25 protein-coding genes and 2 pseudogenes are annotated in these 24,934 nt (G+C 40.7%); all 27 read right to left on the bottom strand.

The window, feature by feature from the left end; genetic code table 11:
* Positions 1 to 63 precede the first annotated feature (63 nt).
* A pseudogene (locus LK536_RS36960) lies at positions 64 to 270 on the bottom strand (nucleotidyltransferase); the annotation flags it as partial.
* Between the two features lie 207 nt (positions 271 to 477).
* Complete coding sequence (locus tag LK536_RS36955) at positions 478 to 1,701, bottom strand: O-antigen ligase family protein (RefSeq protein WP_227795260.1); 1,224 nt, start codon at positions 1,699 to 1,701, stop codon at positions 478 to 480.
* A 42-nt stretch (positions 1,702 to 1,743) separates the two neighbouring features.
* Positions 1,744 to 2,848 (bottom strand): annotated as a pseudogene (glf, locus tag LK536_RS36950) (UDP-galactopyranose mutase).
* Positions 2,849 to 2,877: 29 nt separating this feature from the next.
* Positions 2,878 to 3,591 (bottom strand): acyltransferase family protein, encoded by a 714-nt coding sequence (locus LK536_RS36945; RefSeq protein WP_268886854.1) that lies wholly within the window; start codon positions 3,589 to 3,591, stop codon positions 2,878 to 2,880.
* Positions 3,588 to 3,935: an acyltransferase family protein gene (locus LK536_RS36940; RefSeq protein WP_329602199.1), complete on the bottom strand. Its 348-nt coding sequence runs from the start codon at positions 3,933 to 3,935 to the stop codon at positions 3,588 to 3,590. The genes LK536_RS36945 and LK536_RS36940 overlap by 4 nt, the downstream gene beginning before the upstream one ends.
* Positions 3,932 to 5,389: a flippase gene (locus LK536_RS36935; RefSeq protein WP_227795259.1), complete on the bottom strand. Its 1,458-nt coding sequence runs from the start codon at positions 5,387 to 5,389 to the stop codon at positions 3,932 to 3,934. The genes LK536_RS36940 and LK536_RS36935 overlap by 4 nt, the downstream gene beginning before the upstream one ends.
* A 1,176-nt stretch (positions 5,390 to 6,565) precedes the next feature.
* Positions 6,566 to 7,561 (bottom strand): glycosyltransferase family 2 protein, encoded by a 996-nt coding sequence (locus tag LK536_RS36930; protein ID WP_227795258.1) that lies wholly within the window; start codon positions 7,559 to 7,561, stop codon positions 6,566 to 6,568.
* Positions 7,562 to 7,782: 221 nt separating this feature from the next.
* Positions 7,783 to 8,082, bottom strand: coding sequence for a hypothetical protein (locus LK536_RS36925; protein WP_227795257.1), 300 nt, complete (start codon positions 8,080 to 8,082; stop codon positions 7,783 to 7,785).
* Positions 8,083 to 8,085: 3 nt separating this feature from the next.
* A complete protein-coding gene (locus LK536_RS36920) occupies positions 8,086 to 9,135 on the bottom strand; it encodes an NAD-dependent epimerase/dehydratase family protein (protein WP_227795256.1) in 1,050 nt (349 codons plus the stop codon).
* Between the two features lie 18 nt (positions 9,136 to 9,153).
* Positions 9,154 to 9,609: a LicD family protein gene (locus LK536_RS36915; protein ID WP_227795255.1), complete on the bottom strand. Its 456-nt coding sequence runs from the start codon at positions 9,607 to 9,609 to the stop codon at positions 9,154 to 9,156.
* A gap of 206 nt (positions 9,610 to 9,815) precedes the next feature.
* Positions 9,816 to 9,992 carry a LicD family protein gene (locus tag LK536_RS36910; RefSeq protein WP_227795254.1) on the bottom strand — a complete coding sequence of 59 codons (177 nt, stop codon included), beginning with the start codon at positions 9,990 to 9,992 and terminating at the stop codon, positions 9,816 to 9,818.
* An 83-nt stretch (positions 9,993 to 10,075) separates the two neighbouring features.
* Positions 10,076 to 10,924 carry a LicD family protein gene (locus tag LK536_RS36905; RefSeq protein WP_506092097.1) on the bottom strand — a complete coding sequence of 283 codons (849 nt, stop codon included), beginning with the start codon at positions 10,922 to 10,924 and terminating at the stop codon, positions 10,076 to 10,078.
* 12 nt (positions 10,925 to 10,936) lie between these two features.
* A complete protein-coding gene (locus tag LK536_RS36900) occupies positions 10,937 to 12,670 on the bottom strand; it encodes a thiamine pyrophosphate-binding protein (RefSeq protein ID WP_227795252.1) in 1,734 nt (577 codons plus the stop codon).
* Between the two features lie 2 nt (positions 12,671 to 12,672).
* The gene (locus LK536_RS36895; RefSeq protein WP_227795251.1) at positions 12,673 to 13,170 is read right to left on the bottom strand and encodes an RpiB/LacA/LacB family sugar-phosphate isomerase; all 498 of its coding nucleotides are present in this window, start codon (positions 13,168 to 13,170) and stop codon (positions 12,673 to 12,675) included.
* A gap of 5 nt (positions 13,171 to 13,175) precedes the next feature.
* Positions 13,176 to 13,895 carry an IspD/TarI family cytidylyltransferase gene (locus LK536_RS36890; protein ID WP_227795250.1) on the bottom strand — a complete coding sequence of 240 codons (720 nt, stop codon included), beginning with the start codon at positions 13,893 to 13,895 and terminating at the stop codon, positions 13,176 to 13,178.
* Between the two features lie 38 nt (positions 13,896 to 13,933).
* Positions 13,934 to 14,824 (bottom strand): LicD family protein, encoded by an 891-nt coding sequence (locus LK536_RS36885; RefSeq protein ID WP_227795249.1) that lies wholly within the window; start codon positions 14,822 to 14,824, stop codon positions 13,934 to 13,936.
* Between the two features lie 115 nt (positions 14,825 to 14,939).
* The gene (locus LK536_RS36880) at positions 14,940 to 15,749 is read right to left on the bottom strand and encodes a WecB/TagA/CpsF family glycosyltransferase (RefSeq protein ID WP_329602198.1); all 810 of its coding nucleotides are present in this window, start codon (positions 15,747 to 15,749) and stop codon (positions 14,940 to 14,942) included.
* 11 nt (positions 15,750 to 15,760) lie between these two features.
* A complete protein-coding gene (locus LK536_RS36875) occupies positions 15,761 to 16,549 on the bottom strand; it encodes a sugar phosphate isomerase/epimerase family protein (protein ID WP_235712087.1) in 789 nt (262 codons plus the stop codon).
* A complete protein-coding gene (locus LK536_RS36870) occupies positions 16,519 to 17,475 on the bottom strand; it encodes an NAD-dependent epimerase/dehydratase family protein (protein WP_227795248.1) in 957 nt (318 codons plus the stop codon). Before LK536_RS36870 ends, LK536_RS36875 begins: the two co-directional genes overlap by 31 nt.
* Before the next feature lie 4 nt (positions 17,476 to 17,479).
* Positions 17,480 to 18,364, bottom strand: a complete 885-nt coding sequence (locus tag LK536_RS36865; protein ID WP_227795247.1) for a glycosyltransferase — start codon at positions 18,362 to 18,364, stop codon at positions 17,480 to 17,482.
* Positions 18,357 to 19,481, bottom strand: coding sequence for an FAD-dependent oxidoreductase (locus tag LK536_RS36860; protein ID WP_227795246.1), 1,125 nt, complete (start codon positions 19,479 to 19,481; stop codon positions 18,357 to 18,359). The genes LK536_RS36865 and LK536_RS36860 overlap by 8 nt, the downstream gene beginning before the upstream one ends.
* 50 nt (positions 19,482 to 19,531) lie before the next feature.
* Positions 19,532 to 19,825: a hypothetical protein gene (locus LK536_RS36855; protein ID WP_331472105.1), complete on the bottom strand. Its 294-nt coding sequence runs from the start codon at positions 19,823 to 19,825 to the stop codon at positions 19,532 to 19,534.
* Between the two features lie 200 nt (positions 19,826 to 20,025).
* Complete coding sequence (locus LK536_RS36850; protein WP_227795245.1) at positions 20,026 to 21,456, bottom strand: sugar transferase; 1,431 nt, start codon at positions 21,454 to 21,456, stop codon at positions 20,026 to 20,028.
* 117 nt (positions 21,457 to 21,573) lie between these two features.
* Positions 21,574 to 22,269: a hypothetical protein gene (locus tag LK536_RS36845; protein ID WP_227795244.1), complete on the bottom strand. Its 696-nt coding sequence runs from the start codon at positions 22,267 to 22,269 to the stop codon at positions 21,574 to 21,576.
* 78 nt (positions 22,270 to 22,347) lie between these two features.
* Complete coding sequence (locus tag LK536_RS36840) at positions 22,348 to 23,400, bottom strand: LCP family protein (RefSeq protein WP_227795243.1); 1,053 nt, start codon at positions 23,398 to 23,400, stop codon at positions 22,348 to 22,350.
* Entirely contained in the window at positions 23,397 to 24,146 is a 750-nt protein-coding gene (locus tag LK536_RS36835; protein ID WP_227795242.1) for a CpsD/CapB family tyrosine-protein kinase, read from the bottom strand. The genes LK536_RS36840 and LK536_RS36835 overlap by 4 nt, the downstream gene beginning before the upstream one ends.
* Complete coding sequence (locus tag LK536_RS36830) at positions 24,143 to 24,925, bottom strand: YveK family protein (protein ID WP_008721480.1); 783 nt, start codon at positions 24,923 to 24,925, stop codon at positions 24,143 to 24,145. The genes LK536_RS36835 and LK536_RS36830 overlap by 4 nt, the downstream gene beginning before the upstream one ends.
* Positions 24,926 to 24,934: the final 9 nt, after the last annotated feature.

Genomic DNA, 24,934 nt, shown 5'->3' with positions numbered 1-24,934 from the left:
GGATACTCCTAGGCCGAGGAAAGCAAGACTTCAATCAAACAGCAAGCATAGTTGTGAACTGCATATCTTTTCAACACAGTTACCTATGCGCTCTTGAAAAACCCTCTCAATATCTTTCCGTATCACAAAGATATTCTTATTAAAACCAGCCTAAATTGCATCGTAGATGGAATAATCCATAATGATTTCATCATGCAGACCAACTGATTCCAACTGCTTGATTCCGGAGCCGATGCCGGCGGCCATGATTAGTAGTTTTGTTTGTTTCATAAATGCGTTCCTCATGAGGTTTGCATAAAAGTCAATAGATTCAAAATGGTGGATTCAAATGAGTTTTTTTAAGACATTACGGTGATGGGGGTACAACAGCTACACCCATTCTGGAGGTAAGCCACACTCTGAATGTTCCTATATAATGATACCTGAACACGACATCGTGTAACAAAGATGTCGGCAGACTGTGACAGATACAATTCTCTATGAAATCAATCGTATGAATTTAATTCTCTTACTGTAATGAATCTCATCTTTAGGGGCTTTTTTTAATCTAATGTAACCAAAAATTACCGGTCCAAATAAAATCCAGAACGTATTCATTTGCAAATACATTATAAGATCATCTATTAAACCATGCACTGCAATAATAGCAAGTAATATCACAAGGATATTTTCGTTTTTTCTATAGCATTGAATCATCAAAGCGGTTGTAAGGGTTAAAAAGATTATCATAAAGATTATGCCATACCTTTGCAACACCTGAATGTAAAGATTATCAACATAAAAATATGTTTCTGTACTTTGATTCCCGTATGCATCCAATCCTGCTCCTACCCATTCGATATTTCCCGAACCGAATAAGCTGACACCGTACATCAAAAAAGAGTTTTGTCCATGCTTCAATCGATTGCCCAAAAAAGTGTTCAATCCTTTCATCCATGGAATATTTGGAGAATATAAAATTGCAAACCATATTGACACAGCAAAGCAAAGCAAAAAAGAAGGAATGAGCAAGCACACTAATTTTCTTGCATTACTAAAATTATCTTTACGGATTTTACAAATAACAGCTAGCATCAATGTTACAATTGAGAGGCCAAATGTAAGTCTTGAATTAGTAAATCTAAAAAGAATGTATGCAAATCCAAAAAGAAGAGCAATTTCAACGTACTTGCATTTTTCTTGCTTATCGTAAACATACAGTAATATCACATTTAAAAGAAATGTAGGTGCATATAGAGCGTATCTAAATCCAAGAAAGTATCTTGATCTACCATAGCTAGTTAGCAAATGATAGTTTTGTATTATACCGAGTAATGAACTCATAATAACAAATATAAGTAGCGTTAGTGTTAAGGCAACTGATATTCTACATATCTTTTTTAAGTCTATATTTCTCGCTCCAAACGCGAATACAAATACACAAGCGAAGGAGGTTTGAAGATTGCCTGTTCCTTGGACTACTAGAAACAATGCAGCCAAATATAAAATAAAAGCGCCAATCATTGCTCGATAAGATAAAAATTTATTAACAATTTCTTGGATTAAAAGCAGTACTACGCAGAATCCTACGGTATATTTATATACTCCAATATAATACTGATAATAAAAAGAGAGCATCAGTATTGAAAAAAACATAAAAATTATATATGCGAGAAAGAACAACTGTTCATTTCTTTTGATTTTGGGAATTGACAATTTCATTGTGGGACTATCCTTTCAGCTTCATATATTATATTTATCGTATTATCTCAAATTATGCATTATGCCTAATGCTGTATCTATAACCTGATTCATATCATAGTATTTGTATTCACCCAGCCGACCGCCAAAAATTACATTTTACTCCATATCAGCCAGCTTCCTATACTCCGCATACAACTTACGTTTTTTTCGTCATTGGCCGGATAATACGGCTCATCGCCTGGTTTCCATTCAGAACTATATTCTCTGGAAATTACAGTTTTCAGCAGATTATTTCCGTTTTCTTCCTTTCCGAATTCAAACCATTTATATTCGATAATCCGTGTCCATAGTATATCCCTGTCTGTGTAATTCACAGCGGCGTTGCCTTGGAAGTTAGGTTTATCCAGGACTTCCGTCTCGAAACGAACGCTACGATATTCTAGGTGCCAAGGCTGTAGTTGAAGTAGACATCAATATGTCCTGTATAAATCACCCGCCCTGCGAGAGCATCAAGTTCTCTCTTGTGAACAAGATAGTCGGTGGACAGCCTAACTTCAATACCATTTAGCATTTTGGGGACCATCTTTGTGTATCCACCAACCGGAATGCCCTGGTAGAGAGCGTTGAAATAGTTATTATCGAAAGTAAGTCTGACCGGCAAACGCTTGATGATAAATGCAGGAAGTTGATTACATGGGCGTTCACACTGCTTCTGTGTAGCCTTTGACGAGCTTCTCATACACATCACATCCTACTAACGAAATAGCCTGTTCCTCCAGATTCTTAGGCTCACCCTTGATTTCTTTCTTCTGCTCTTCAATCTTCACAATTGCCTCTTCTGGCGTAACCACGCCCCACATCTTGTTGAATGTGTACATATTGAATGAAGAGAAACGAGTTCGCCTTTGTAATTTGCCACAGGTGAATTCGAGAAACGGTTGAAGTTTTCAAACTGTTGCACATAATTCTAGACGGTAGGATTGTTCGTGTGAAAAATATGTGCTCTGTAGATGTGGACATTGATACATTCTATCTTTTCCGTGTAAACATTACCCGCAATATGTAGGCACCTGTCAATAACAAGGACTGATTTGTCAGCATCTTTTAATTGTCGAGCGCATACAGCACCCTAAAGACCTGAACCTACAATTAAATAGTTATACATAATATTTCCTCTTCGCTTCTCATCACATTTTATTTCGAATCATTCAAAAGTATTTTCAATATCCATTTTTTTAGAATCGTACTAACGTTATGCAAAAACCATGCAAATATCATTACTAACAGAATACAGATAATCATATTCACCGGAAACAGAATCTCGAAATCAGCAATCCACTCAATAACTAAGAACTGCACCAAATACGATTCCAGGCTTAACTCAGACAAAGTATTTATCCAAGTTCCTACTCTCTTCTTTTCAAGCCTCGGATTCAAATTGCCCAGAGCAAATGTCAAAAAAATAGACAACGCACTCATTATTGTTAATGGATGACTGATTATCTGCAACCACATCGGAATGTTTCCCCTGTTTAACAGAAATTTGAATCCATAGAATCCTATGAACATTACTATTGCGGCACAAGCCACGACTTTCTGTTTTAATCTTCGAACAACCCATTCCCAATTTCTTTTAATGTAGTATCCAAATACATATGCAAAGATACTATAGATACTGCGGAAGGGAACAATTCCGAGATAAGCATCTTCAACAATCCATATTGTCTTATCATGAATACAGCATATGTAGGAAATAATGTCTACCACTGCAACAACAATTCCGAAAACTATGAAAGAGGTCCTTTCCTCTATGTTTGCCTTTTCAACTAACAGATGCAAAACTGCCGAATAGAGAAAGATGGCACCGACAAACCAGAAATGGGTTGGCCAAATATACTCTCGAATCAACCCCCCCCCCCCATCCACCATCTCACCACATTTACATATATCTTTCCAAATGCAAACGTGATAAGTATCATGATATATGTCGGCACATACAGCTTAATGAAACGCTTCAATAAATTCTTTTTGATATCTGCTTTCAGACTAAATAAAAAGCCTGAAATCAGAAAGAATAATTCATTTCCTATGCCTCCCCCACTTGCAAAAAAACTGATTTTTGAGGGATAAAGAACATCTGAATGTGAATTGATTATTAAAAGCATTGTAAATAATTTCAAAAGGTCTATTGCAATATTCCTATCATATTTTTCATTCAAATTACACAGCGATGTCATCCTTATCTCCCTCACATTTTTTGTCTCTTACCCTTCATAAAATCAAGTCCCATCTTGACCATCGAATCCTTAGTAATAAGAAGTTCAGCTACATAAACAAACACCCCCGTAGCGACCATAACTGCAATCAACATTACACCTGATATCGGCAACAGATATCCCACTGCTCTCACAATACCAAACATGATTACTCCAAAAATCAAATAACGTATGCCGGATGATAAGCATTCTTGCAAAGGCAATTCTCTTCTTACATACCAGCACTGAACCATTGTAACTGCCAGTTCCGCCAGCACTGTCGCTATAGAAGCCCCTATCGCATTAAAGTAATGTATGAGGATTAGATTCAGAAAAAAATTGACTCCAGCCCCAGCAACTATGGAAAATGTGAACACCTTTTGTTGATTTGTCGGTAGCAGATACTGTTTTCCTATAACATTACTTGTAGCGATAATAACCAAAATTGGACTAATCGTAATCATCAGTGGGCTTACGAGGTCATACCCTTCCCCAAAGAAAATCGGAACAAACCAAGGGGAAATAGCACATAAACCAAAAAAAAGTGCATAGCTTAACATATAGATAAATCGAAACGCTACCTTTATACTCTTTTTGATTCCTTCATAATCTCCTTTTGCAAAAGAAGCTGACATTGCCGGAAGCATGACCGTTCCCAGTGAAGTCACAATCATTAGTGCAATCTTTACTATTTTTTGTGCCTGAGAATAGTATCCGACTTGGTCGATATCTGTTGCCAGCAAGCCTATCATCGTCTTATCCAAAACCAAGTAAACGTCGGCAGCGATTTGAGGAATAAATAGTGCAACAATCGGTCTAATCCTATTTTTAATTCCTATCAGAAGCTCAGTAAAACGCTCATTGGTTTTTACAAGATATTTGCCGAGTCCAAACCACAAACTGATATTTCCAATTAGTATCGGAAGCGTCATACACAATGTATATATAGCAAGATCATTCGATGATTTGACAAACAGAAATACGCAAAGAACCCCAAGAATCTTGATTATTGTATTCCGTATTACTGTGAGTCTAAAATTCTCCATCCCCATGAAAAGCCATGAGATATCGAATGCTGTTGCAAAAACCTCGCCAGAAAGAATCAGGTAAATATCCGGATATGCGCCAAATGAATAAAAGACTACCGAGAAAATCAATGTGCAGATAACAACTGCAGAAATCCTAAAGATTTCAATTTCCCAAAAGGCCTTTGTTCGTTCCTCAGGTTTATCCTGCAAATAGGCCATTTCTCGCTGTCCGTAAAGTGAAGTTCCTACTGCGCCAACCAGGACAAAATAAGATGCTATAGATTGTGCATAATTGAAGATTCCAATATTTGTAACACCTAAAATCCTGGATACATAGGGAGTCGTAATAAGTGGCACAATCAAGACCAAAATCTGATACATAGTATTATATATATAATTTTTGATAAGCTTTCCTTTTCTCATAATCTCTCTTCCTTAGAACGAACATACATGTGCCGTTATATACATACAAACTTTTTAAGGCCAGGAATCTTCCCCATTACGTATGTCATGCCAAAAGAAGCTATCAGAAGGATACCAAACACAACCGTAGACTTCAGAAACATATCGGGGAACATCACCTTTTTTAGTATCTAATCAAAATGGGATGAATAATGTAAATGTCCATTGTACATAGTGCGAAAGCATTTACAAGCCTAGAGAGTTTATCCCCAAGATTCAGATTCATAATGAACACAAAATCGCTGTTACCCAAACTACCGTCACGAGGCTATCATAATAAGACTCTCCATACAATACATGAACTTGACTGCACATCAATGCTTGCCACACCTGAACAACAATAGTTACAATTACAACTGTAATTTTTGATTCATTTTTTTACCACGCCACTTCTCTTCATAGACTCGTAATACACCCCCACAAGAAATACTGAAGCCATGTCCAAATTCGAAACGGCTGTACAACAAAACGCTGTAGCGACTGTTTATAAACAAACTCTGACATGAACTGCAATACCAATCCAACAATGAAGAACAAACTCCATAGAATCCAAATTCTCCGCTTAAGATTTTCTTGCAACAAACACCCAATTAATGGGAGTAAAGCATACACTATTATCAGTGCCGCAAGAAACTAAAAATACCAGAAAATACCTTGTTGAGTAAATCCTTTTAGTATCGAAATTGGTAGTCTTATTATATCAATCCTCTGCGATACTACTATACCCTTTATGGAATACAACAACCAATAAATGACATTCCATATTAGAACCACCGCCAGCACTTTAATTATCCTGGAAACGTTTTTCTTTATGCTTTCCTCTCTTGCTATCAAAAAATATCCACTTGTGACAAAAAAACATAGGTATTGCAAATCCATAAAGCCTATAGATGAATATATTAACGGACTCAAGATTCTCTTGAAATGAGTGGAAACCGAGTACCCCCATACAGGATAACACTCGGACTAAGTCGATATTTATATCTCGCTTATTGACCATAGTTTCAATTCCTTTTCTGCTTTACTATCACTTAAATACTTTTTCAGAGAAGTCTGAATGAATTAGTTTCACTTATCAGATATCTAGGTATCAGTTTTATATAAAAAATTATGCTTGAAAAAATTAATTCAACTTCATTATCTGTTCTTATACTTCGCTCTTGTTTTCCTCGCAACTAAATGATAGGCCAAAAACTTTGTGTCAAAAAGAATCCGCACCATTCTTCTACGTTTTCTTGTTGCCTCATAAACATCAGGATAATCTTTCTTTAGTCTATTTCCAAATTCCACCAGTTCTTTTTTATGAGTACTGCTTATCGGAAGGCAACATAGAAATTCAATATGAAAAACAGCTTCTTTTGCCAATCGCATCAATATTATATTCCTTTTATTCGTGTTCTCTTCTGGAATCATATTGTAGACTTCAACCAATTCCCAGTACACTTTTTCATGATCTGGATAGTGCTTTTCGATACCGCCTAGGCTCATACTTTGTCCTTCAGCACCTATAAAATACACATAGACAGCTTTCTTGAACATATAGAACGTTTCCAAATATGGCATCGGAAGTACGACAAGTTCCGTATCACTATAGAAACATTTCTCAATAATACGAATGTTATGATCCTGTAGGATTTTAGTTTTTATTGCAGTCCCATGCATGGTCAGAACCGATTCAAAGTTTATTTTAGCAAATGAATGAATACCTTCGGATATTTTTTTATGTACTTCATTTTCTTTTTGTTCACCTGTTCCTGCATGATATTCAGCAACTTCTGAAATAACGCAATCTGCTTCTGTCTTTTTAAGTACCTCTACGAATTCCACAAAGTTTTCCGTGAGGAACCAGTCATCACCATCCAACTGCTTAAAATATTTCCCTGTTGATTTTTCTAAGGACGCATTAATGGTGGATCCATATCCCCCATTTTCTTTGTGGATAGGAATTACTATGCCAGGATACTCTTCAGCATATCTTTTCGCAATGCTGAGGCTCTCGTCTTGTCCACCATCGTCCACAACAATAATTTCAATATCGTCATTGATACGCCAATCCAATAACGAGTCCAGTGCTCTCTCAATGGTATCCTGAACGTTATATGCTGCTATAGATATAGTTAATGTCTTTTCCATCTATGGTGGTCTCCTCATTAGAATTTGGTTTCTGTGTCCAGATAATCATTAATTCTTGAATGCTTTGTATTTTTTGATATTATCAATTATGTAATAAACAAGCATGCCACATATAATTGTGGTCAGCAATTCAGCCACATACATCACCGGTATTGATTTTCCTTTCATGAGATGCATAACTACCATTCTTGTCATGTTCTGTTTCATATAAATCGGCAAGCTCATGTTTCATAGCCAGTATACAATCTTGTGGTCAAAAAGGCCTGTACGCGATAACAATCCCTCATTGAAAAAACAATCGAAAGAGTAAATGCAAATAAAAGCACAAGTATGGGATGAATACTTGCATTCAAATCCGAATTCATATATGTCAGAAACGCACAAATCATTGCCAAGGGATATATTCTGATTATCCATTTAATTGGGTTTATATACATTCTTCCTATCCAGGAAGCCTTTTCCCTGCTTACCGCATTTGTTGAAATTCCAAGGAGCAGTCCCGCAAATGTTTGTATCAGCATTTGTTATCGCTCCTTCTCCTTTTTCCCAGAAAACCGTTTAATATCTATTTCATAAATATCATCCATGGACGCAATTGGTTTCCATCCAAGCTCACTTATTTTGGAAATATCTTCTTGTAATGCTCTCTGTGGAAGGTACCCAGATGCCACAGAATCATCCTCTTCTGCAAAATCAACGGCAACATTCGGATTGAATTTTTCAAATGATTTATATGCTCTAGCCTTTACAGTCTCGTAAGTATCTGGATTTGTTGCGTTATATGCCTCTCCAGCTTGTCCTTTGAACAATACTGTCAGTACGGCACTCAGGGCATCCATTGTATAGATGACGCATTTTTTCGTCATACCATTGGATTTCATATAAAGGTTCTTACTCTCTAAAATACAACGAATGATTTCCGCTTCTACTTTTACAGAGTCGTATGGCTGGTAAAGCCCGAGAATAACCGTGGGCCGGATAATCTTTACATTCAGACAGTATTCTTCATAGTAAGCCTTACAGAGAAGCTCAGACGCTTTCTTTCCAAGAGGGTAACAGTTCCGAACATTCAGACTATCAACCGCGCCAACGAAAGTTTCTTTCACTGGTTCGGTTGCGTTGGGAGTTCCATATGCTTCCTCGGACGAAAGATAAATCATAGAGCACTTTTCCTGCCGTTTAGCCAAATCCAACACCGTCTCTGCTCCATCAATAATCGTTCGAAGCGTCTCCACAGGCTGTTCCCTAAATACCTTATTGCTCGTTGGTGCGGCGGTATGAATCACATAGTCTATCCGCTCCGTAATCTGTCCTTCCTCGCCGAATTTACAGAAAGAAATATTGTCTCCCTCTTCAATATAATCCGGTTTTTTACCTGGATTCCGGGAAGAAGCGATGATATGAGTATTATTCCCATGCGCATGATTTTCATGAAGTATCCATCGAATTAATCCAGATCCAATAATGCCTTTTGACCCAGTTATGAGTATTGTTTTGCCTTTCAGGAATTGTGAAAAATTATATATTGCCGTATATTTTTCATATTCTTTTCGTTCAAGATTAGAAAGCTTCATTGTCTTGCTCCTTAGCTGTTATTCTTTATATCTATAAACTACTTCTATATGATTTTCCACCCGCTTGTTCTCCGGAGGAAGTTCAGTCGTACAATTCTTTCCATACAAAGGTTTCAAATACTCTAAATAGTTTCCCGGAACGGAATACATCCGCCCTTCAAACTCTAACTGATTTGGCCTTGTATAGTCTTCGCGCCTTACTTTACCACGCCATTCTGCCACGGAGGAACACATATTTCCCACATATTCTTTTTCACCGAAATCATATACATTCTTAATTGATTCTATTTTTTCATAAATCCAATCGTACCTTATCAACAATCCAGCAGGACGCATAAACAGGTGTAATACTTTTGCAATGAAAAATGAGCCATACCATAGATTTTCAGCGAAGCACTGCTGTAGGCTCCTCCATATTCTTAATTTTCTAAATATTCTATCCACATCTTCCTGCTTATCCGGAAATCCCACCATTGGGAGAATATCAATCTATAGAAGTCTATATATTCCAGAATTATTCAATCTTACCACATATCTACCAACATAAAGCCGCCAATGCCCGAGAAAAGATTCTTCTTTTCATCCGGATTTATTAGCAGATATCTTCCAATTTTACCACCTGTTATCGTTCTCAGTTTCTTTACATCGGTTCTTCGCATCATAACACCTATGTCATCTTCTCAAGGAATAAAACCTATATGTCGTGCTGCGCCAATCAAAGTTCCGCCATCCAGCCAGTAGCGAATACCGTTTTGTTCGCAACAATCAGCGAAAGCACTGAGCATATCAACCATTACAGCTTTCTTTTCTTCTAGAGTAATCCTTTCACAGTTTTCTGGTCCTAAGTTAAAATTCATTGTACAGTCTCCTTCACATTATCAGTTTGATAACGCTATACAGGACAATACAGAATTATATAACCTTCTGGGGAAATACTCCTTTATACCTTCATATATCGGTAGATAATATTTGTGTGGTTTGTGACCCGCTTTTCTGGCGATGGTAGTTCTGTTGTGCAGTTCCTACCATACAAAGGCTCGAGGTATTCAATGTAGTTACCGGGGACAGAATACATCCTGCCCTCGAATTCTAATTGATTTGGCCTTGTATAATCTTCACGACGCACCTTACCATGCCAGAGGCCAACGGGCGAACACATATTGCCAACATATTCTTTTTCCTCAAAATCGTATTTGTCTTTTGTATTCTCAATCCAGCCGAGGATTCTCCCATATCCTATTAGTTTTATAAAAGGGCGAAGGGCAAGATGTATTATTTTGCGAAATAGCGTGGTTCCATGCCAGATATTTCCTGCACCACTTTGCAAGAGCACTCTGTAGAACTTTAGCCTTCCGAAAGTCTTCTCTATCTCCTTTTGTGTATCAGGAAAACCAACCATCGGCTCAATATCTACCCAAAGAGGTTTCAGTGTCCCATTGAACGTATTCTTTACAACATAGCTTTCGTCATACAGGCGCCAGCATTCCGCAAACTCGTACTCCTTGTCCATCGGATCCGATAATTTGTAATTTCCAATGCGCCCCCGCCCCCCAGCACAAATTTTCTTAAGCTTTACGCAGTCAGGCTTCGGCATCATGATATCAATATCGTCATCCCAGGGTATAAATCCTTTATGACGGGCAGCTCCAATTAAAGTACCTCCATCTAGGTAATAACGCAGACCATTTTCTTCACAGGTATTTGCTAACGCCTCCAGCATTCGCACCATAGCCTGTTTCGCTTCTGCAAGTTCTATTTTCTCGCCACAATTTACTTCCGTGAGTTTCATCATATTCCCCACTCAATCTTCTATAATCTCTCTTACCTTATCCGCTAATCCTTCGGGCAATTTAGGCCCGTTTGTGAGCGGATCTAGCCCACCGTGGATGTTCGGCAACATGGAACAGTCCTCAAACTCAGCTTCAATTAGAAGAGGTTTGCTGTCATTCAGTTCATCTTTGTACTGATTCAGTTCTTGTATGCTTCTTACCTTAAAACTTCTGATTCCATAGGCCTTTGCCAATGCCGCAAAGTCACAGGAGAAATAATCCTTCCCCTCCTCGGTTGTTGCTGTTCTTCTGCAATCAAGGTAATGATTCTGGAAGAGAATAATATGACCAAGAACATGATTGTTGAGAACAAGAATTTTTACCGGAAGATGCTCTTTCGATATGGTATTCAATTCCTGAATATTCATCTGTGCGCCGCCATCGCCTGTAACCACATAGGTCGGCACTCCTGTGCCTGCGGCAATTCCAAGAGCAGCAGGAATAGAATACCCCATAGAGCCAAGGCCGGCAGATTCATATACTCTTGTTTTGCACTTAATAACTGCCGACTGTTCACCGTAAATGAGGTTGTTGCCTACATCCAATGTGACGAAGGACTCTTCCGGCATCAGTTCTGTGAAATGTTTTACAAGGTCATTGCCGAAAGTCATATCCACTCGTTCCATGAGTTTCTGCATCTCACCGACAGCATTGACCCATGAGCTATGGTCGTGTTTGCCTACAATCTTCTTGGCGTGTTCAACAGCACTGCTCATGAAAGACCTGAGATCAGAAACAATATCCTCTTCACAATCCTTAAGCTGACGCTCAAATTCCTTCGTATCGATATCCACACGAATCAGCCTAGTAGCCTTCGGAATGAAGTCATCATGATTGTATCCGATTGCTTTGTTGCACATACGAGTTCCAAGGGACAGAACAAAATCAGTATTCTTTAGTACGATACCTGCTTCACGTCTTGCTGTACCGCCAAGGAAACCTATTCGATAAGGGGAATCCGAAGGAAGAAGATCTACGCCTGGCATTGTTGGTACAACTGGAATCTGAAGCAGATTGATTAGTTCTCGGAAATCTTCACGGAGAGCTAACTGCTTAATACCACCGCCAGCAATGATAATCGGCTTCTTTGCTTCCATCAGCTGATTAATATATGGAGCCGCATCAAAAGAATCAGGAGTCTCCAACTCTACAGGAGCAATTACATCATCAACTTCAATAACTTCTCGTCCAACATTGATGGGAAAGTCCAGGTAGACCGGTCCTCTGCGACCCGTGAAAGCAATTTTATACGCCTCATCTAGTAGCCCTACATAATTCATTCCGAGATCAACGTCATAGGCTTTCTTTACAATTGGCTCTGCCATCGGAACTGCCTGAATTTCCTGGAATCCAAACTGACGGAATAAATAATCTCTCTTCTTATCTTTCGTATTCACCTGGCCAGAAATCAACATTACCGGCACAGAATCAAACCAGGCATTCGCAAGCCCGGTTAATGCATTCGTAAAACCTGGACCGCTTGTGGTTATGCACACACCAAGTTTTCCCGTAGCCTGCGCATACCCGCATGCCGCAAACGCTGCTCCCTGCTCATTTCCACAGCTATGGTAGTTTATCTTATCCTTGTGAATTCCCAAAAAATCAAAGATATGGCATACCATGCCTCCCTGATATCCAAACACATCGGTAACGCCGTTGGCTATAAAAAATTCAACTAAATAATCCGCTACGGATATTATTCTCATAATCACTGTCCTCTCGTGTGCTTATTGTTCTTACTCATAATAGGTGTTTGAAAAATCGGCTTCCCTTCTTCAATATCAGCAATCTGCTGTATGCGAGTATCGTGATACCCACCCGCATATTCGGTAGTCAGGAAAAGGTCGAGCCGTCTTTCAACCTCTTCATAAGTCATGAAGTCCTGACCGAAGCCAATAACGTTAGCATTGTTATGAACTCTCATAAGTCTTGCAACATCATCAGCATACGCCATACCAGCGCGGATACCTTTTACTTTTCCCGCTGCAAGACAGATACCAATACCTGTTGCACAGATAACCACGCCCCTGTCACACTCACCGGACTCAACCAATCGGCCAACACGTTCTCCATGTACAGGATAATCCGCAGGAAAATCTTCATCCGTGCCGCAGTTAACAACTTCATGCCCTAGTGAATGTAAATGCTCAGTAAGCCTATTTTTATACTCAATTCCATTTCTATCATTCCCGATTGCTATCTTCATTTACACTACCTCTTCAACCAATCAGGACGCCTTGCCTCAAGAAGAGACTGGAAAATCTCTATATCCTCAGAGGTCGTAATCTTGATATTCTTCTCAGAACCCATTGACAAATATACCTTCTTTCCCATTTCAATATAAAGAGCACAGGAAGCAATTGAAGGTATTAAATCCATAGTCATCGCCTTTTTGTGCACTTCTAAAAGTTCATTTAAAAAGAATGCTTGCGGAGTTTGAGTAATCTTCAGGTTGTCTCTCGGAATCTGACCTTTTGACACAACAGAATCTTCCGTAGTCAGCATAACTGATGTGCATGGAATAACTGTTGTGGCATTACCATACTGACGGCATACACGGATATTATCGGAAATAACGTCAGCACTAACCACCGGACGGATAGAGTCATGGATTAGAACAATATCACTATCATCCGTATATCTCTTAGCGATATCCCACAATCCATTTCGAATCGAATCCTGACCTGTTTCCCCGCCGTTCACTATATTTTCAAGTTTGCTGATACCAAATTGTTTTGAATATGCCCATAACACATCATGCCATCCTTCAAGGCAGACAACCTCAATAGCATCAATCTGTGGGTGATTTTGGAATGCCTGTAATGTGTACACAATTACAGGAACGTCTTTGACGTGGATGAACTGTTTGGGGATATCTTGATGCGTTCTTGCGCCAACACCCCCAGCAATGATTAGTGCTATGTTTTTCATCTAAATTTCCTCCTCAAATCCAAACTTTCTTAGCATTTTTATTTGTTCAAATCAAGGTGAACATACATATGTTTTTCTCTCTTGTTTTCAGGAGGAACCTGCATATAATCATCACCATATCTCATTCGGCAAAAATAATCTGTATCAATCATAAAAGGATAAACCCTATTCTCAAATTGGAGGTTCTTATACTTGAGCATTTTATCTCTTTCGTATAGTTCATGGAAATAATGGCCCATTCCAGTTGTAGAAACTACATACTTTGAATTATTGTTGTTCACTTTTGAAAAGCACTTGATTGCTTTTTCAATCCACTTTTCTACTGGCCTATAAGAAAAAATTTTTCCAAAAAAGCTCCTGAACTTTACCTTTTTCACCAAGTTTTTTGAACCATATTTAATAAGGTCATCTTTTTGATTTCTCGTAATTGAGCAAGAAACAATGAATAAATATACAGTGCATTTAATACCATGAAGGAAGCGCAAAGTATTATTATCATATGTATCATCAATCACAAATAACTCTATATATATTCCCTTTCCTCTTTTGTTTTTTTGAATCATTTCAGCCGTTGTAGCTGTGTTGAATATCCTCGGAATATGTGCATAATAATCTTTATCTCCAGGACAAAGGAAATCATATTTAGGATTCTTTTCGCTCGGGTATACTTTGACAAACTTCAGATAATCTTCTCTGGAAATAAAGAGATCAACATCATCATCCCAAGGAATAAAGCCTTTATGTCGAACAGCGCCAAGTGCGCATCCGCCAGCTATCCCCCACTTAATATTGTATTGATCGCAAACACGTTTTACATCATCAATCATCTCCAGAAAAATTTCATGGATTGTCACCAGTTCTTCATCTGTAACAACGTGAAGACCCATCTCTTGGGCATTTAGTGTTTTTATTTCATGAAGTAGCCCCATTATTACATCCTTCCTTTGTCTATATATATTGTCCGACCAGACACATATCAGAATAAAAAGATTCCTATTATTTCTCTTTACCCAGTTTTCTGCTGCTCAGTTTTTTCCCATCTTCTCATTTCTTTCTCACATACGCAAGCCACAAAAATCGCGGAATGATATTAAAGTACCTCTTCATCATTCTCTTCGGTTCTTGAAAAATCCGGTATAACCACTCAAGATCATGTGTCTGCATCCACATAGGAGCACGTTTGATATTATCAGCATAATAATCAAAGCCAGCGCCCACACTCATCATGAACCCTTTAAGAATTCCTTGATGATTCGCTGCAAAATAGTTCCCTTTAGGTGCTCCCAAGCTGAACCAAATGAAGTCAGGGTTTGTAGCGTTAATTTCCTCAACAGTCTGCCGGTTTTCCTCTTCTGTTAGATTTCTAAATCTCGAAGGTCTCATTCCAGCAATCTGAAGACTTGGATACTCCTTCTCCAGTTTAACTTTCATCTTGTCCAATGTATCTTGCGTCGTCCCATAGAAGTAATGCCGCAAACCTAATCCTTCAGAAGCCTTAAACAATTCAATCATAAGATCAGGTCCTGTGATACGTTCCATTTTCGTATAACCCTTCTTCTGACCGTAAGTCTTAAGCGGGCCTCCATCGGGAATAGACATCACACCACTATTTTGACATTTAAAGAACTTATCATCCTTATATGCCATAATAATTTCATTTGTTGCGGTAATGGTTAGGTAGTCGCCGGAAAGTTCTTTGATATTCTTAGTCAAATACTCAACCAGCCATTTTATATTACCGACAACTACTTCAGTTCCAAGAATAGTACATGTCGGCAATTCTGCTTTATTAACCTTTCTCTTATAGTCTGGTCTATATACCATCTTATTGATAGTTGCTTTACTCTTATCCACTATTTAATCCCTCACAGTGTCGTCAAATAATCGACTGTTCTATAGACATCATAGATATCCCCGCATCTACCCATTTCAATAGAAACATACCCAAAGTATCCTCCATCCCTCAACATCCCCATCAAGTCCTTGTGTTCATCTCTATGCTCAATCAGCTTTAGGTTCGGTTCACTGAGATGGACATGATTGATGAGATCAACATAGGGAGCAACCTCATAAATACTTTCCTCATTATAGATGATTGTTCCGAAATCCAGATTCAGTTTAAATCCTTTGGAACCCACTAGCTTAATCAGGTCAATGGCATCTTTGGTCTTATTAATGAAATTTGTTCCATAAATAACTGGATTTGCTTCCATCGCAAGAACGGTTCCATGCTCCGCCGCATAGTCGCCTAGCTCTCCGAAGAACTGAACGGCTATGTTCCTATCATCTTTTTCACTAATCACTCTATTCTTTGGACAACCGAACACAAGATTTCTGACACCGATTACCTCGGCAAAATCTATAGCCTGCTTTGTATAATCCAGCAGAATTCCTCTTTCTTCGGATGTGCCGAATATCTTATAGCCGTGTCCATACCAGATAGACTGCATTGAACAAATCTTCAATCCATATATTTTTTCCAAACTTTCTTCGTATTCTCTTGCTTCTGTCTTCTTCTCATATGGTTTATCAGGAAACAACCGCGTTGGAGCAATTTCCAATCCGAGGAAACCGGCTTTTTTTATATACTCATAGACTTGCTGATCATATTCCGAAGTCCATGCTATATTTGAAATGGATAAATATATCCCCATATCCTTCTTTTCTCCTCATCCACATATTTTTTTAAATCAGCAAGTTCATCGTCTCTATTTATCAGATACCCACTTTCGCCGCCAAACCGTTCTGCGTGAATACTCTTGATGTCATAGTTATATGGCACCTTCGCCAGTTCATTCTTAAAGTCATCTCCAGTCAACCCCCTATACACTTCGGCAACGCTTATCGGTTCAGTGACAATATTCAGAAGATGGATATCATTATTTAACGCATCCTGTATATCTGACCACAATCTTCCAAGGTTATAGAACTGATAGACTGACCTGCTATCCGTGAAGCTTATGGCATTGAACGAGGAGGTACTAAAATACTCATAAACCTTCTTCTTTCTATCGCCTGTTACTGTTAGATGATAAAATTTGTCATCGAACAACGTGTATGCTTTGCCTATCAGGGTACTCTTCCTCACAAGTTCCTGATACTTCTTTTCATTAAGCATTGCAGGTATAACATGGATATAGTCGTATATGAAGTTCTTCTTTAGGTTTATACCGTAGAGTGCTGGAAGGCGAACTATCAGATTATTATCACAGTTCTCTTCTATCCACTTCTCCAGATACAATCTGTTCTTACCATATGGTAACAACCGTCCTGTATCAATCACATGGTTTTCATCTACATCGTAGGTTTTGTCATATACAGCGACAGAGGATATTAGAACAATCTGCTTCGGACGGATAGCTTTTATGTTCTCGATAGCCTGAAGAATGTCTGCAAAATCAGCCTCTGGATTTGCATTGGCTTTATACATTGCAGAAGGCAATCCCGCATATACCAAAAAGTCCGGTTCTGTTTCGTAAGCCTCCTGGATATTCTTTGAGTTGTATAACTCCGTGAACTGGTATGAGACTTTAAGATTAGATCCTACAAAACCTGTATGCCCAACCAAAGCTGTTCTCATTACATTATCCTTTCTGTACCTTCTCAATATTGCTTATCAAATACTTTTTGTCTTTCTCCTCAAGAATGAGCCGTGAGTAATAAAGAAGAAACACAACATCCACGAGAATCAAGGCTACTCCAACTAAAACAGAAACGTTAAACAACCAGTTCAACTCTGTAGCTAATCCTACAATTCCCCCTACTATAAATAAGAATAAGAAAATCAGCGATAACGTACATACATTCCGACTAAATTCTGTATACAGAAGGAAGCTATCAATTGCCAAATCTAACCTTCTAGCTTTCCTTGGACTAGCTGATCCCTTATACTCAATTCTGGAATTCTTCAGACCACACGAAGCATATACAGCCTGTCTAAAGGCACTACTCATATTCAGTTCAAGAACGCGGTTTATTGCTCTTCTACTCACAAGTCTAAAAGCAGAAGCGTTTATGTCATAGTTCGCATTCGAATATTTGTTAAACAACTTGTAGAACAGACTTCTGCTCATATTATTCTGTTTCGATTCAATGGAGACCACATCGTTTCCTTTGAGCGCCTCCTGATAGACATCCCACAGAAGACTCTTATCAAACACCATCTCAAGTGTATCAAACTCGAAAACAAAATCTCCAATGGATACATCCAGTCCTGCGCGCAGGCATGCTTCTATCCCCTGCTTTACGCTCATATGAACCACAGTAATCGTACTGTCGGCGAGGGAGGGTAATACCTCTTTCAGGAATCTCCCATGTTTTGTGCTACAATCATCCACAATGATGACTTCATAATGGTCAAAATAAGACTTCATCGAATCAAGTAGATTTTTCGTAAACTTTCCTGCGTCGTTGGCAAAGTCCGAAAGATAGAGGACTGCACTAATAAAAACCGACTCTTTCTTATTCATTTAAGAGCACCTCATCCAAATCGTAGATAGTATTTATCTTCCCACTAAATGCACTAACGAAGGTCGGATTTTTTTTCTCTACCTTAATCATTGTGGGTCTTGAATCATCAATCTCCGCCACCTTTAAAATAGGCTTCATGGAGAACAGCGATTTCACATAGGTAAACTTAAGTTCCGGCAGCATATATTTTCTTGCCAACTGACTCATATAAGGCCATGCGGACTCAGGTTTTGCTGGACAATAGTTACAGTTTGCCAAATGTTGTGGGGAACACGCTCCGTTGCTCCGGCTCTGGCACTCGAATGTAGCTGTCTCATCATATGAAGTGATGTGCGGAGTAAAAGTCACACTGGTAAGGCTGTGGTATCCTGTTTTTCCGAAAGGCATAATGGAGAAAAATGGACCATCCATAACGGTCAGCCCCATGTCCTTCAGCTTTTCGTCCACTTCGCAAAGGATAATCTCACACAATTCATATTTGAGATTGAAAGTCACATACCCCATCATCTTCTGAATCTCGTTGATTCCAGCATATGTAGCATTCAAGATAAACGGAGATTCATAGTTCTCGCCCGATGATGAAACGACCCAACGATGACCACACTCTTTGATTTGCTCAATCTTCTGACTGTAGAGGATATCCACGCAGCCTGATTTAACTAACTCTTCTAAAAAGTAATCTTTAAGAATCATCGCATCATAGGTGAACTCTTCCGTGAGAAATGCACCATCACAAAGCCCTGTTCTGAAGTATTCTTTCTCATTTATCCGCTCACATGGAATATTTGAATCGCTACAGAACTTATGGAATGCAGTCGCATTTGTCCATGACAAGGCGGCACTGGTTGCATATATCTGTTTGAAATCACGTTTTATACAGAATCCATAGCCCTCACAAAAACGCTGGAAGTAATGAGCACTCTTAAGAGCCGTCATCTTGCTTCTGGGATAGTGGTATCCCATATGAACACGCGCCTGGTTAATGTAAGTTGCTCTCATAAACGCATTTGAATCACGTTCGAGAACAAGAATTCGCTGGCCTTGCTTTGAACAAGTTAGAGCGGAATAAAGGCCGTATATTCCGGCACCAAATACTATCTTGTCATAATATTTCATTGCAGCTCCACTTCCCACTCAATTTCAGTAAAATCATAATTAATTATTGTTTATTTTTCTTTGTATCTCTCATTATCCGAAATAATATCGGGTAGTTTGAGATTTCTGTCCTTGATACTTCGTTTCTTGGCGTAGCCGTCTCTCATGGTACGCTTTTCAAATTTGATATACTTTGGCTTTGCATGGTTTTCAGATTCCTTGAACAATTTCTTCACACCTGGCATCCGGCGCCCTTCTTTGGACTGCTTGACCCGGTCATCGGCAAGGACATGAAAATCCTCTTCTTTGTAAAGTGGTGCGTGCTCCCTGACGGCATAGAACCAGCGCTGGCGTATTTCTTCCAAAGACCTGGAAAAAGCCCAGAAAAAACGGAGTATCGGAAGATAACAGTCCGGTCCAAGTGCTGTCTTTTATGTAACCAATATCCAACGCATTTCCCTCTGCATCCTTTTTCTCGACTGCACTTACATGCAAAAGCACATACATAGGGGCGTTTGGCATCCTATATTTATGAGCAGCTATTATTATCTTTACCTTCCTCTACCTACATCGCCCCACCCTTCCCCAACACCACCTGCACCGTCTTCATCAATATTCTCATATCCAACGCGGGCTTCCACTCCGTTATATACTCCCTATCCAACTTCACGACTTCCTCAAAATCCGTAATCTCACTCCTCCCGCTCACCTGCCACATCCCGGTAATACCCGGCTTGATACTCAATCTGGCCCGGTGGTGCAGATCATACTTCTCCCACTCATCCACCGTAGGCGGCCTGGTGCCTACCAGGCTCATGTCCCCCTTCAGCACATTCCAAAACTGTGGGAATTCATCAATGGAGTATTTCCGAATAAAGTTCCCAATTCCATTTGCGCCCCCAATAATCCGGGGGTCATTCTCTATCTTGAACATCATCCCGCCCTCTACGCGGTTCTGATTCATTAATTCCTTTTTCCGTTCTTCCGCATCCATATACATGCTGCGGAATTTATATAGTTTAAACCGTCTTCCATTCCTTCCGATGCGAATCTGCGAAAAGAGGATTGGTCCTGGTGACTGGATGTAGATACAAGGGGCAACAATGAGGAACAGAAGCACGGTTAATATACAACCCACGATTCCCCCTGCAATGTCCATGGCGCGTTTGAAAAACGCCTGACGCCAGGAGGCCATGTTGATGCTGCTGGTCAAGACCGTATATGTACCCATGCGTTCCACATGCTGCATCTGGCCTTTCAGCCTCCCCATTTCGATAAGTTTCAGATGTACGGTTACACCCATGTCAATGAAACTATCCATCAGTTCCTGTGGCAAAGGCATCTTTTTGGGAAGATTGATAAATACCTCGTCCACCCATTCCCGGCATACGTATTCTGCCACGGTGTCTTTGTCTGCCACAATGTCTATCCCATTTATATTCCGCCCGGTCCAGTCAGCATCCAACAGCGTCACACCTACAATCCTGAAACACTCATAATTGTTGCTGCGGATGTTTTCCACCACTTCTTCTACCATATCCATTGAAGTCAGGATAAGAAGGGACCGTTTTCCCTTTCCGCCTTCTCCTCTGGTAAGGAGATATTTCTTCCAGATGATTCTGCACGCATAAGTAATTACTGCATACAGGATACCGGTCATTATCAATGTGATTCTTGAGTACTCTTCCCCTTGCTGGGTTGCGAACAGGTAAAATGCCGCAATCAATACCACAAGACCCACATGCTTTATTGTTGAAGTAAATTCTTTTAAGTACCCTCGTTTCAGCACATTCTTGAAACTTTCACCAAAGAATGTAACGAATATCTGAATCAGCAAAAAAACCAATACCATATTCCGGTATAACTGGCTTCCATAAGGCCAGTGGACCCCATGGCGCACAAAGTAGGCTGCAATATAGGCTAATTGCAGGCACATTGCATCGATTAATGTGAAATCCAGATGCTTCATCCATCCTTTATCTGCTTTTCGATACATTTTTCCCCACCAGACTTTTTCTCATAATCTCCCGGGACAATTCCCTTTAAAACCGGGGGCATGACACTTGTGTCCTGATACCCCCGGTCAGCATTTTTCAATGCAGTCAGTGCAATATTACTGGTTCTTGTACACTACGGATAATGTACCGGATCCAGGAACATTGACAGCTACGGTCTTGGTAACCGGATCCACCTTAACGGCTGGAATCAGCTGCCACTGGCCTGTAGCATTGTCGTAGAACAGTACCTGTACATTAGCCAGGTTTTCAACCAGGTTTGGTACATACAGGGATACTTCTACAGCACCTGTCTTCACAGCGCCTGTGTTGGCATCCATGGTAATGATTGCATGGGTACCGGTCAGGGCATTGTAGCCAGTCAGGTCCAGGGTCTGAACAGCCTCAGCCAGTGGCTTTCCTGCGTTGATCTCATTGATTGCAGATACTACGTTCTCAGGAAGACCTGCTGTTGCTGCCACGCTTGAAGCAAATCCAACTGCTGTATCGCCGATAACAGCCTGTCCTTTTGAGTTGGTTGTTACCTGCTGGCCTGTGGTTGTCACAGTGTCTACAGCAACACCGATTGTGCTTCCGGTTGGGCTTGCACTGGTTGTTGCGCCTGTGGTCTTTACGCCAGTAGACGATACAGTTACTGTGGTGTTGGAATTCTTGCTCGTGTTGGTTGTTGAGGAAGTGATTGAACCGCTTCCGTCACTGCCGCTGCTGGATGAGCTGCTGCTTGCAAACGCCCACATTGGCTGTACTGCCAGAGCTGCTGCCAACACTATAGCTGCTGCGCATTTCTTTTTCATATCCTTCACCTCTCCTTTCTTTTCTCCTAAGAGTTTTATATTCAATAAACAGCATGTTTCCACGCCGGTTATTGCACCTTATTGAAGTTCCCGGTAAAACAGTTCCAGTATGACAGGAGTCAGCGCCTCCTGGTCCGCGTAGAACTCATCATACCGGGGAGTTACTACTCCCTCTCCGGGAACCGTGTAGAAATCCTCATCGCTGAGTCTTCCGCTTCCCACGGCATCCATGGCAATCTTAAGGTACTGGTCCTTGGCCATATTGGTTACCATGTATTCCTGGACCTTGTCGAACAGCCGTACCACCAGGCCGCTGTCATGGGCAGACCCCTTTTGTACTGCCTCAAAAAATGCCTTGATGTATTGCTGCTGCTGATCCATCCGGAATAGGGCCGAATGCCCTATTTTTATATCCCTGAACCGGACAAATGTCTCTGCCTGTTTCCCCTTAAGTGTTACGGTTTCCCCCTTTACCAGGGCAGGGTCCCTCTGTTCCATGCCTTCTGTTTCAATGGTTACGGTCACGCCGCCCACCTCATCGTTCAGCATGGGGATTGCGCTCATGTCTGCCGCCAGATACCACTCTATCTTCAGTCCGCCTAATAGGCCGGATACCGCATCCACCATGTATTCGCAGCTTTTTTCCCTGCCGTCGCCGTAAGCATAGGCCAGGGTCAGATGCTGCATATCCTTTCCTAATATATTGCCGCTTAAATCCGTCAGCGTTATATCTGTCATGGTGTCCCGGGGTATCATCAGTATTTTTATGGTATTGCGGACCGTATCCTGGGCAATGAGGAATATTCCGTCGGACTGTCCCCCAAAACCAGATGTGGTCTTTTCTGTCATTTCCCCTGCGCGGTCCACGCCCATGCATAGGATGGCTTTTACATAACTGTTGCGCCTGTATTTTTTTCCGTTATATTCAACAATGTCCCCGCTGAACAGGTATGTATCATTCTGCTGTCCGCCCGTGTCTGCCGTGTAGTTCCTGGCTGCGATTTCTGCTTCTATGGCTTTCCGCTGTCTGTACAGACCCACGCCTGTCCATATGAAACCAACCAGGGAAACCGCCGCTAACCCAATACCGACACGGTATACTGTGGTTTTATGATTGCGCAGCCAGCTCATGCATTCGCCTTCTCGTATTTTTCATATTTTCCGTATTTGCCATACTTCCCATATTTGGAGTATTTTCCATATTTCCCGTAACGGCCATAGTACTTACTGTAGTATCCGCTGCGTTCCATGCTCACCTTGTTGAGCACCACGCCCAGGATACGGCAGCCGCTCTTATCCAGCTGGCTTTTTACCCGCTGTTCCAGGCGGTAGCTTATGCATCCGCTTTCCACCACCATCACTGCGCCGTCGCACTGTCTTGCGACAATGGCCCCGTCTATCAGGTTGGCCATGGGCGGCGTGTCTATAATCACATAGTCGTATTCTTCCTTAAGCGTATCAATCATTTTGCCAAACAGGTCCTCTTCCAGAAGTTCGGCGGGATTGGGAGAGTATGGACCGGCAAATACCATGCTCAGGTTCTCCACATTCGTATCATAGAGGACTTCCTCCAAGGTCTTCTGACCGCTTAGGTACTGGGACAGGCCGTATACTTCCGTATCCAGCTGATACCTGGACACCAGGACGGATTTACGTATGTCGGCGTCTATCATCACCACCTTTTTCCCAATCTGTGCCAGGGATGATGCCATTGCAAATGTAATGTCACTTTTTCCTTCATCGGGAAGGGAACTGGTCAGCATGATGGTCCGGATGCCGCTTCCGCAAAACTGTATGTTGGTCCTCAGGGTCTTGATGGCTTCGTTGTAGTGATAGTCATCTTTCATTTCCCTGTTTAGTGTAATTATCTGCTTCATGATGCACGGCCGCCTTTCTTTTTCCTGGATTTCCCGGGAGCTGTCTTGGTTTTGGATTTGGAAGATATCATGGCTTCCTTGTCCTCCGGCTTTTCTCCCTCCCTGATTGGCACGGATGCCAGTACGGACAATCCCAGGTATTTAGTAACGTCTTCTTCAGTACGGATTGTATCGTTCATCACAACCTGGACCGTAATCAAGCCGCATACGATTACAGCTCCCAGCAACGCGCCGATAAGGGCGTTCTTCACATTGCTTGGGCTGGATTTCTGTATGGGGATTTCTCCTTCTTCAATCAGCTTGGGCGGCACCATTTCCATGATGTCCCCGATATAATCGGAAGAAACAGTGGCGATTTTGTCTGCAATCAGTTTTGCCATGTCAGGCGCCGGGTCTTCCACTGATATGGACAGGATACGGGTATCCTGGGGATTGTCTATGGTAACCTTTTCCAGCAATTCCTTGTATGTAAGATTCAGCTTCATATCATCAATTACCTGATTCAGCACCCTTCTGCTGGTAACGATGATTTTATAGTCCTTTGTCAGCTGGCTGCCTATCTGCAGGTCTGCCAGTGAGGTCAGTGTGGTTTCCTTGGAGAGGATATAAACCATGGCAGTGGATTTGTACTGGGGCGTGAGGACAAATTTACTGAATGCGCCAGCTACTCCGCCGAACAGGACTATCACTCCCAATATAATCCATATCTTGCGCCGGAACTCCCCCAAAAGCTCCAAGAGGTCTATCTCAATCTCGTCATCTTCATATGTCTTTTCCATACTTTTTCC

This window comes from Clostridium pacaense, from assembly GCF_020709765.2.
Classification (GTDB): Bacteria; Bacillota; Clostridia; order Lachnospirales; family Lachnospiraceae; genus Enterocloster; species Enterocloster hominis.
Note: the sequence above shows the minus strand (reverse complement) of the source record. Positions and strands in the feature narration are given on the sequence as shown.

What these genes read in the sequence shown, in the direction of transcription:
- LK536_RS36955 (WP_227795260.1), bottom strand. Translation starts at nt 1,701, where the DNA reads ATGAAATTGTCAATTCCCAAAATCAAAAGAAATGAACAGTTGTTCTTT.
- LK536_RS36935 (WP_227795259.1), bottom strand. Translation starts at nt 5,389, where the DNA reads ATGAGAAAAGGAAAGCTTATCAAAAATTATATATATAATACTATGTAT.
- LK536_RS36930 (WP_227795258.1), bottom strand. Translation starts at nt 7,561, where the DNA reads ATGGAAAAGACATTAACTATATCTATAGCAGCATATAACGTTCAGGAT.
- LK536_RS36925 (WP_227795257.1), bottom strand. Translation starts at nt 8,082, where the DNA reads ATGCTGATACAAACATTTGCGGGACTGCTCCTTGGAATTTCAACAAAT.
- LK536_RS36920 (WP_227795256.1), bottom strand. Translation starts at nt 9,135, where the DNA reads ATGAAGCTTTCTAATCTTGAACGAAAAGAATATGAAAAATATACGGCA.
- LK536_RS36915 (WP_227795255.1), bottom strand. Translation starts at nt 9,609, where the DNA reads ATGGTGGGATTTCCGGATAAGCAGGAAGATGTGGATAGAATATTTAGA.
- LK536_RS36910 (WP_227795254.1), bottom strand. Translation starts at nt 9,992, where the DNA reads ATGAATTTTAACTTAGGACCAGAAAACTGTGAAAGGATTACTCTAGAA.
- LK536_RS36905 (WP_506092097.1), bottom strand. Translation starts at nt 10,924, where the DNA reads ATGAAACTCACGGAAGTAAATTGTGGCGAGAAAATAGAACTTGCAGAA.
- LK536_RS36900 (WP_227795252.1), bottom strand. Translation starts at nt 12,670, where the DNA reads ATGAGAATAATATCCGTAGCGGATTATTTAGTTGAATTTTTTATAGCC.
- LK536_RS36895 (WP_227795251.1), bottom strand. Translation starts at nt 13,170, where the DNA reads ATGAAGATAGCAATCGGGAATGATAGAAATGGAATTGAGTATAAAAAT.
- LK536_RS36890 (WP_227795250.1), bottom strand. Translation starts at nt 13,895, where the DNA reads ATGAAAAACATAGCACTAATCATTGCTGGGGGTGTTGGCGCAAGAACG.
- LK536_RS36885 (WP_227795249.1), bottom strand. Translation starts at nt 14,824, where the DNA reads ATGGGGCTACTTCATGAAATAAAAACACTAAATGCCCAAGAGATGGGT.
- LK536_RS36875 (WP_235712087.1), bottom strand. Translation starts at nt 16,549, where the DNA reads ATGGGGATATATTTATCCATTTCAAATATAGCATGGACTTCGGAATAT.
- LK536_RS36870 (WP_227795248.1), bottom strand. Translation starts at nt 17,475, where the DNA reads ATGAGAACAGCTTTGGTTGGGCATACAGGTTTTGTAGGATCTAATCTT.
- LK536_RS36865 (WP_227795247.1), bottom strand. Translation starts at nt 18,364, where the DNA reads ATGAATAAGAAAGAGTCGGTTTTTATTAGTGCAGTCCTCTATCTTTCG.
- LK536_RS36860 (WP_227795246.1), bottom strand. Translation starts at nt 19,481, where the DNA reads ATGAAATATTATGACAAGATAGTATTTGGTGCCGGAATATACGGCCTT.
- LK536_RS36850 (WP_227795245.1), bottom strand. Translation starts at nt 21,456, where the DNA reads ATGTATCGAAAAGCAGATAAAGGATGGATGAAGCATCTGGATTTCACA.
- LK536_RS36845 (WP_227795244.1), bottom strand. Translation starts at nt 22,269, where the DNA reads ATGAAAAAGAAATGCGCAGCAGCTATAGTGTTGGCAGCAGCTCTGGCA.
- LK536_RS36840 (WP_227795243.1), bottom strand. Translation starts at nt 23,400, where the DNA reads ATGAGCTGGCTGCGCAATCATAAAACCACAGTATACCGTGTCGGTATT.
- LK536_RS36835 (WP_227795242.1), bottom strand. Translation starts at nt 24,146, where the DNA reads ATGAAGCAGATAATTACACTAAACAGGGAAATGAAAGATGACTATCAC.
- LK536_RS36830 (WP_008721480.1), bottom strand. Translation starts at nt 24,925, where the DNA reads ATGGAAAAGACATATGAAGATGACGAGATTGAGATAGACCTCTTGGAG.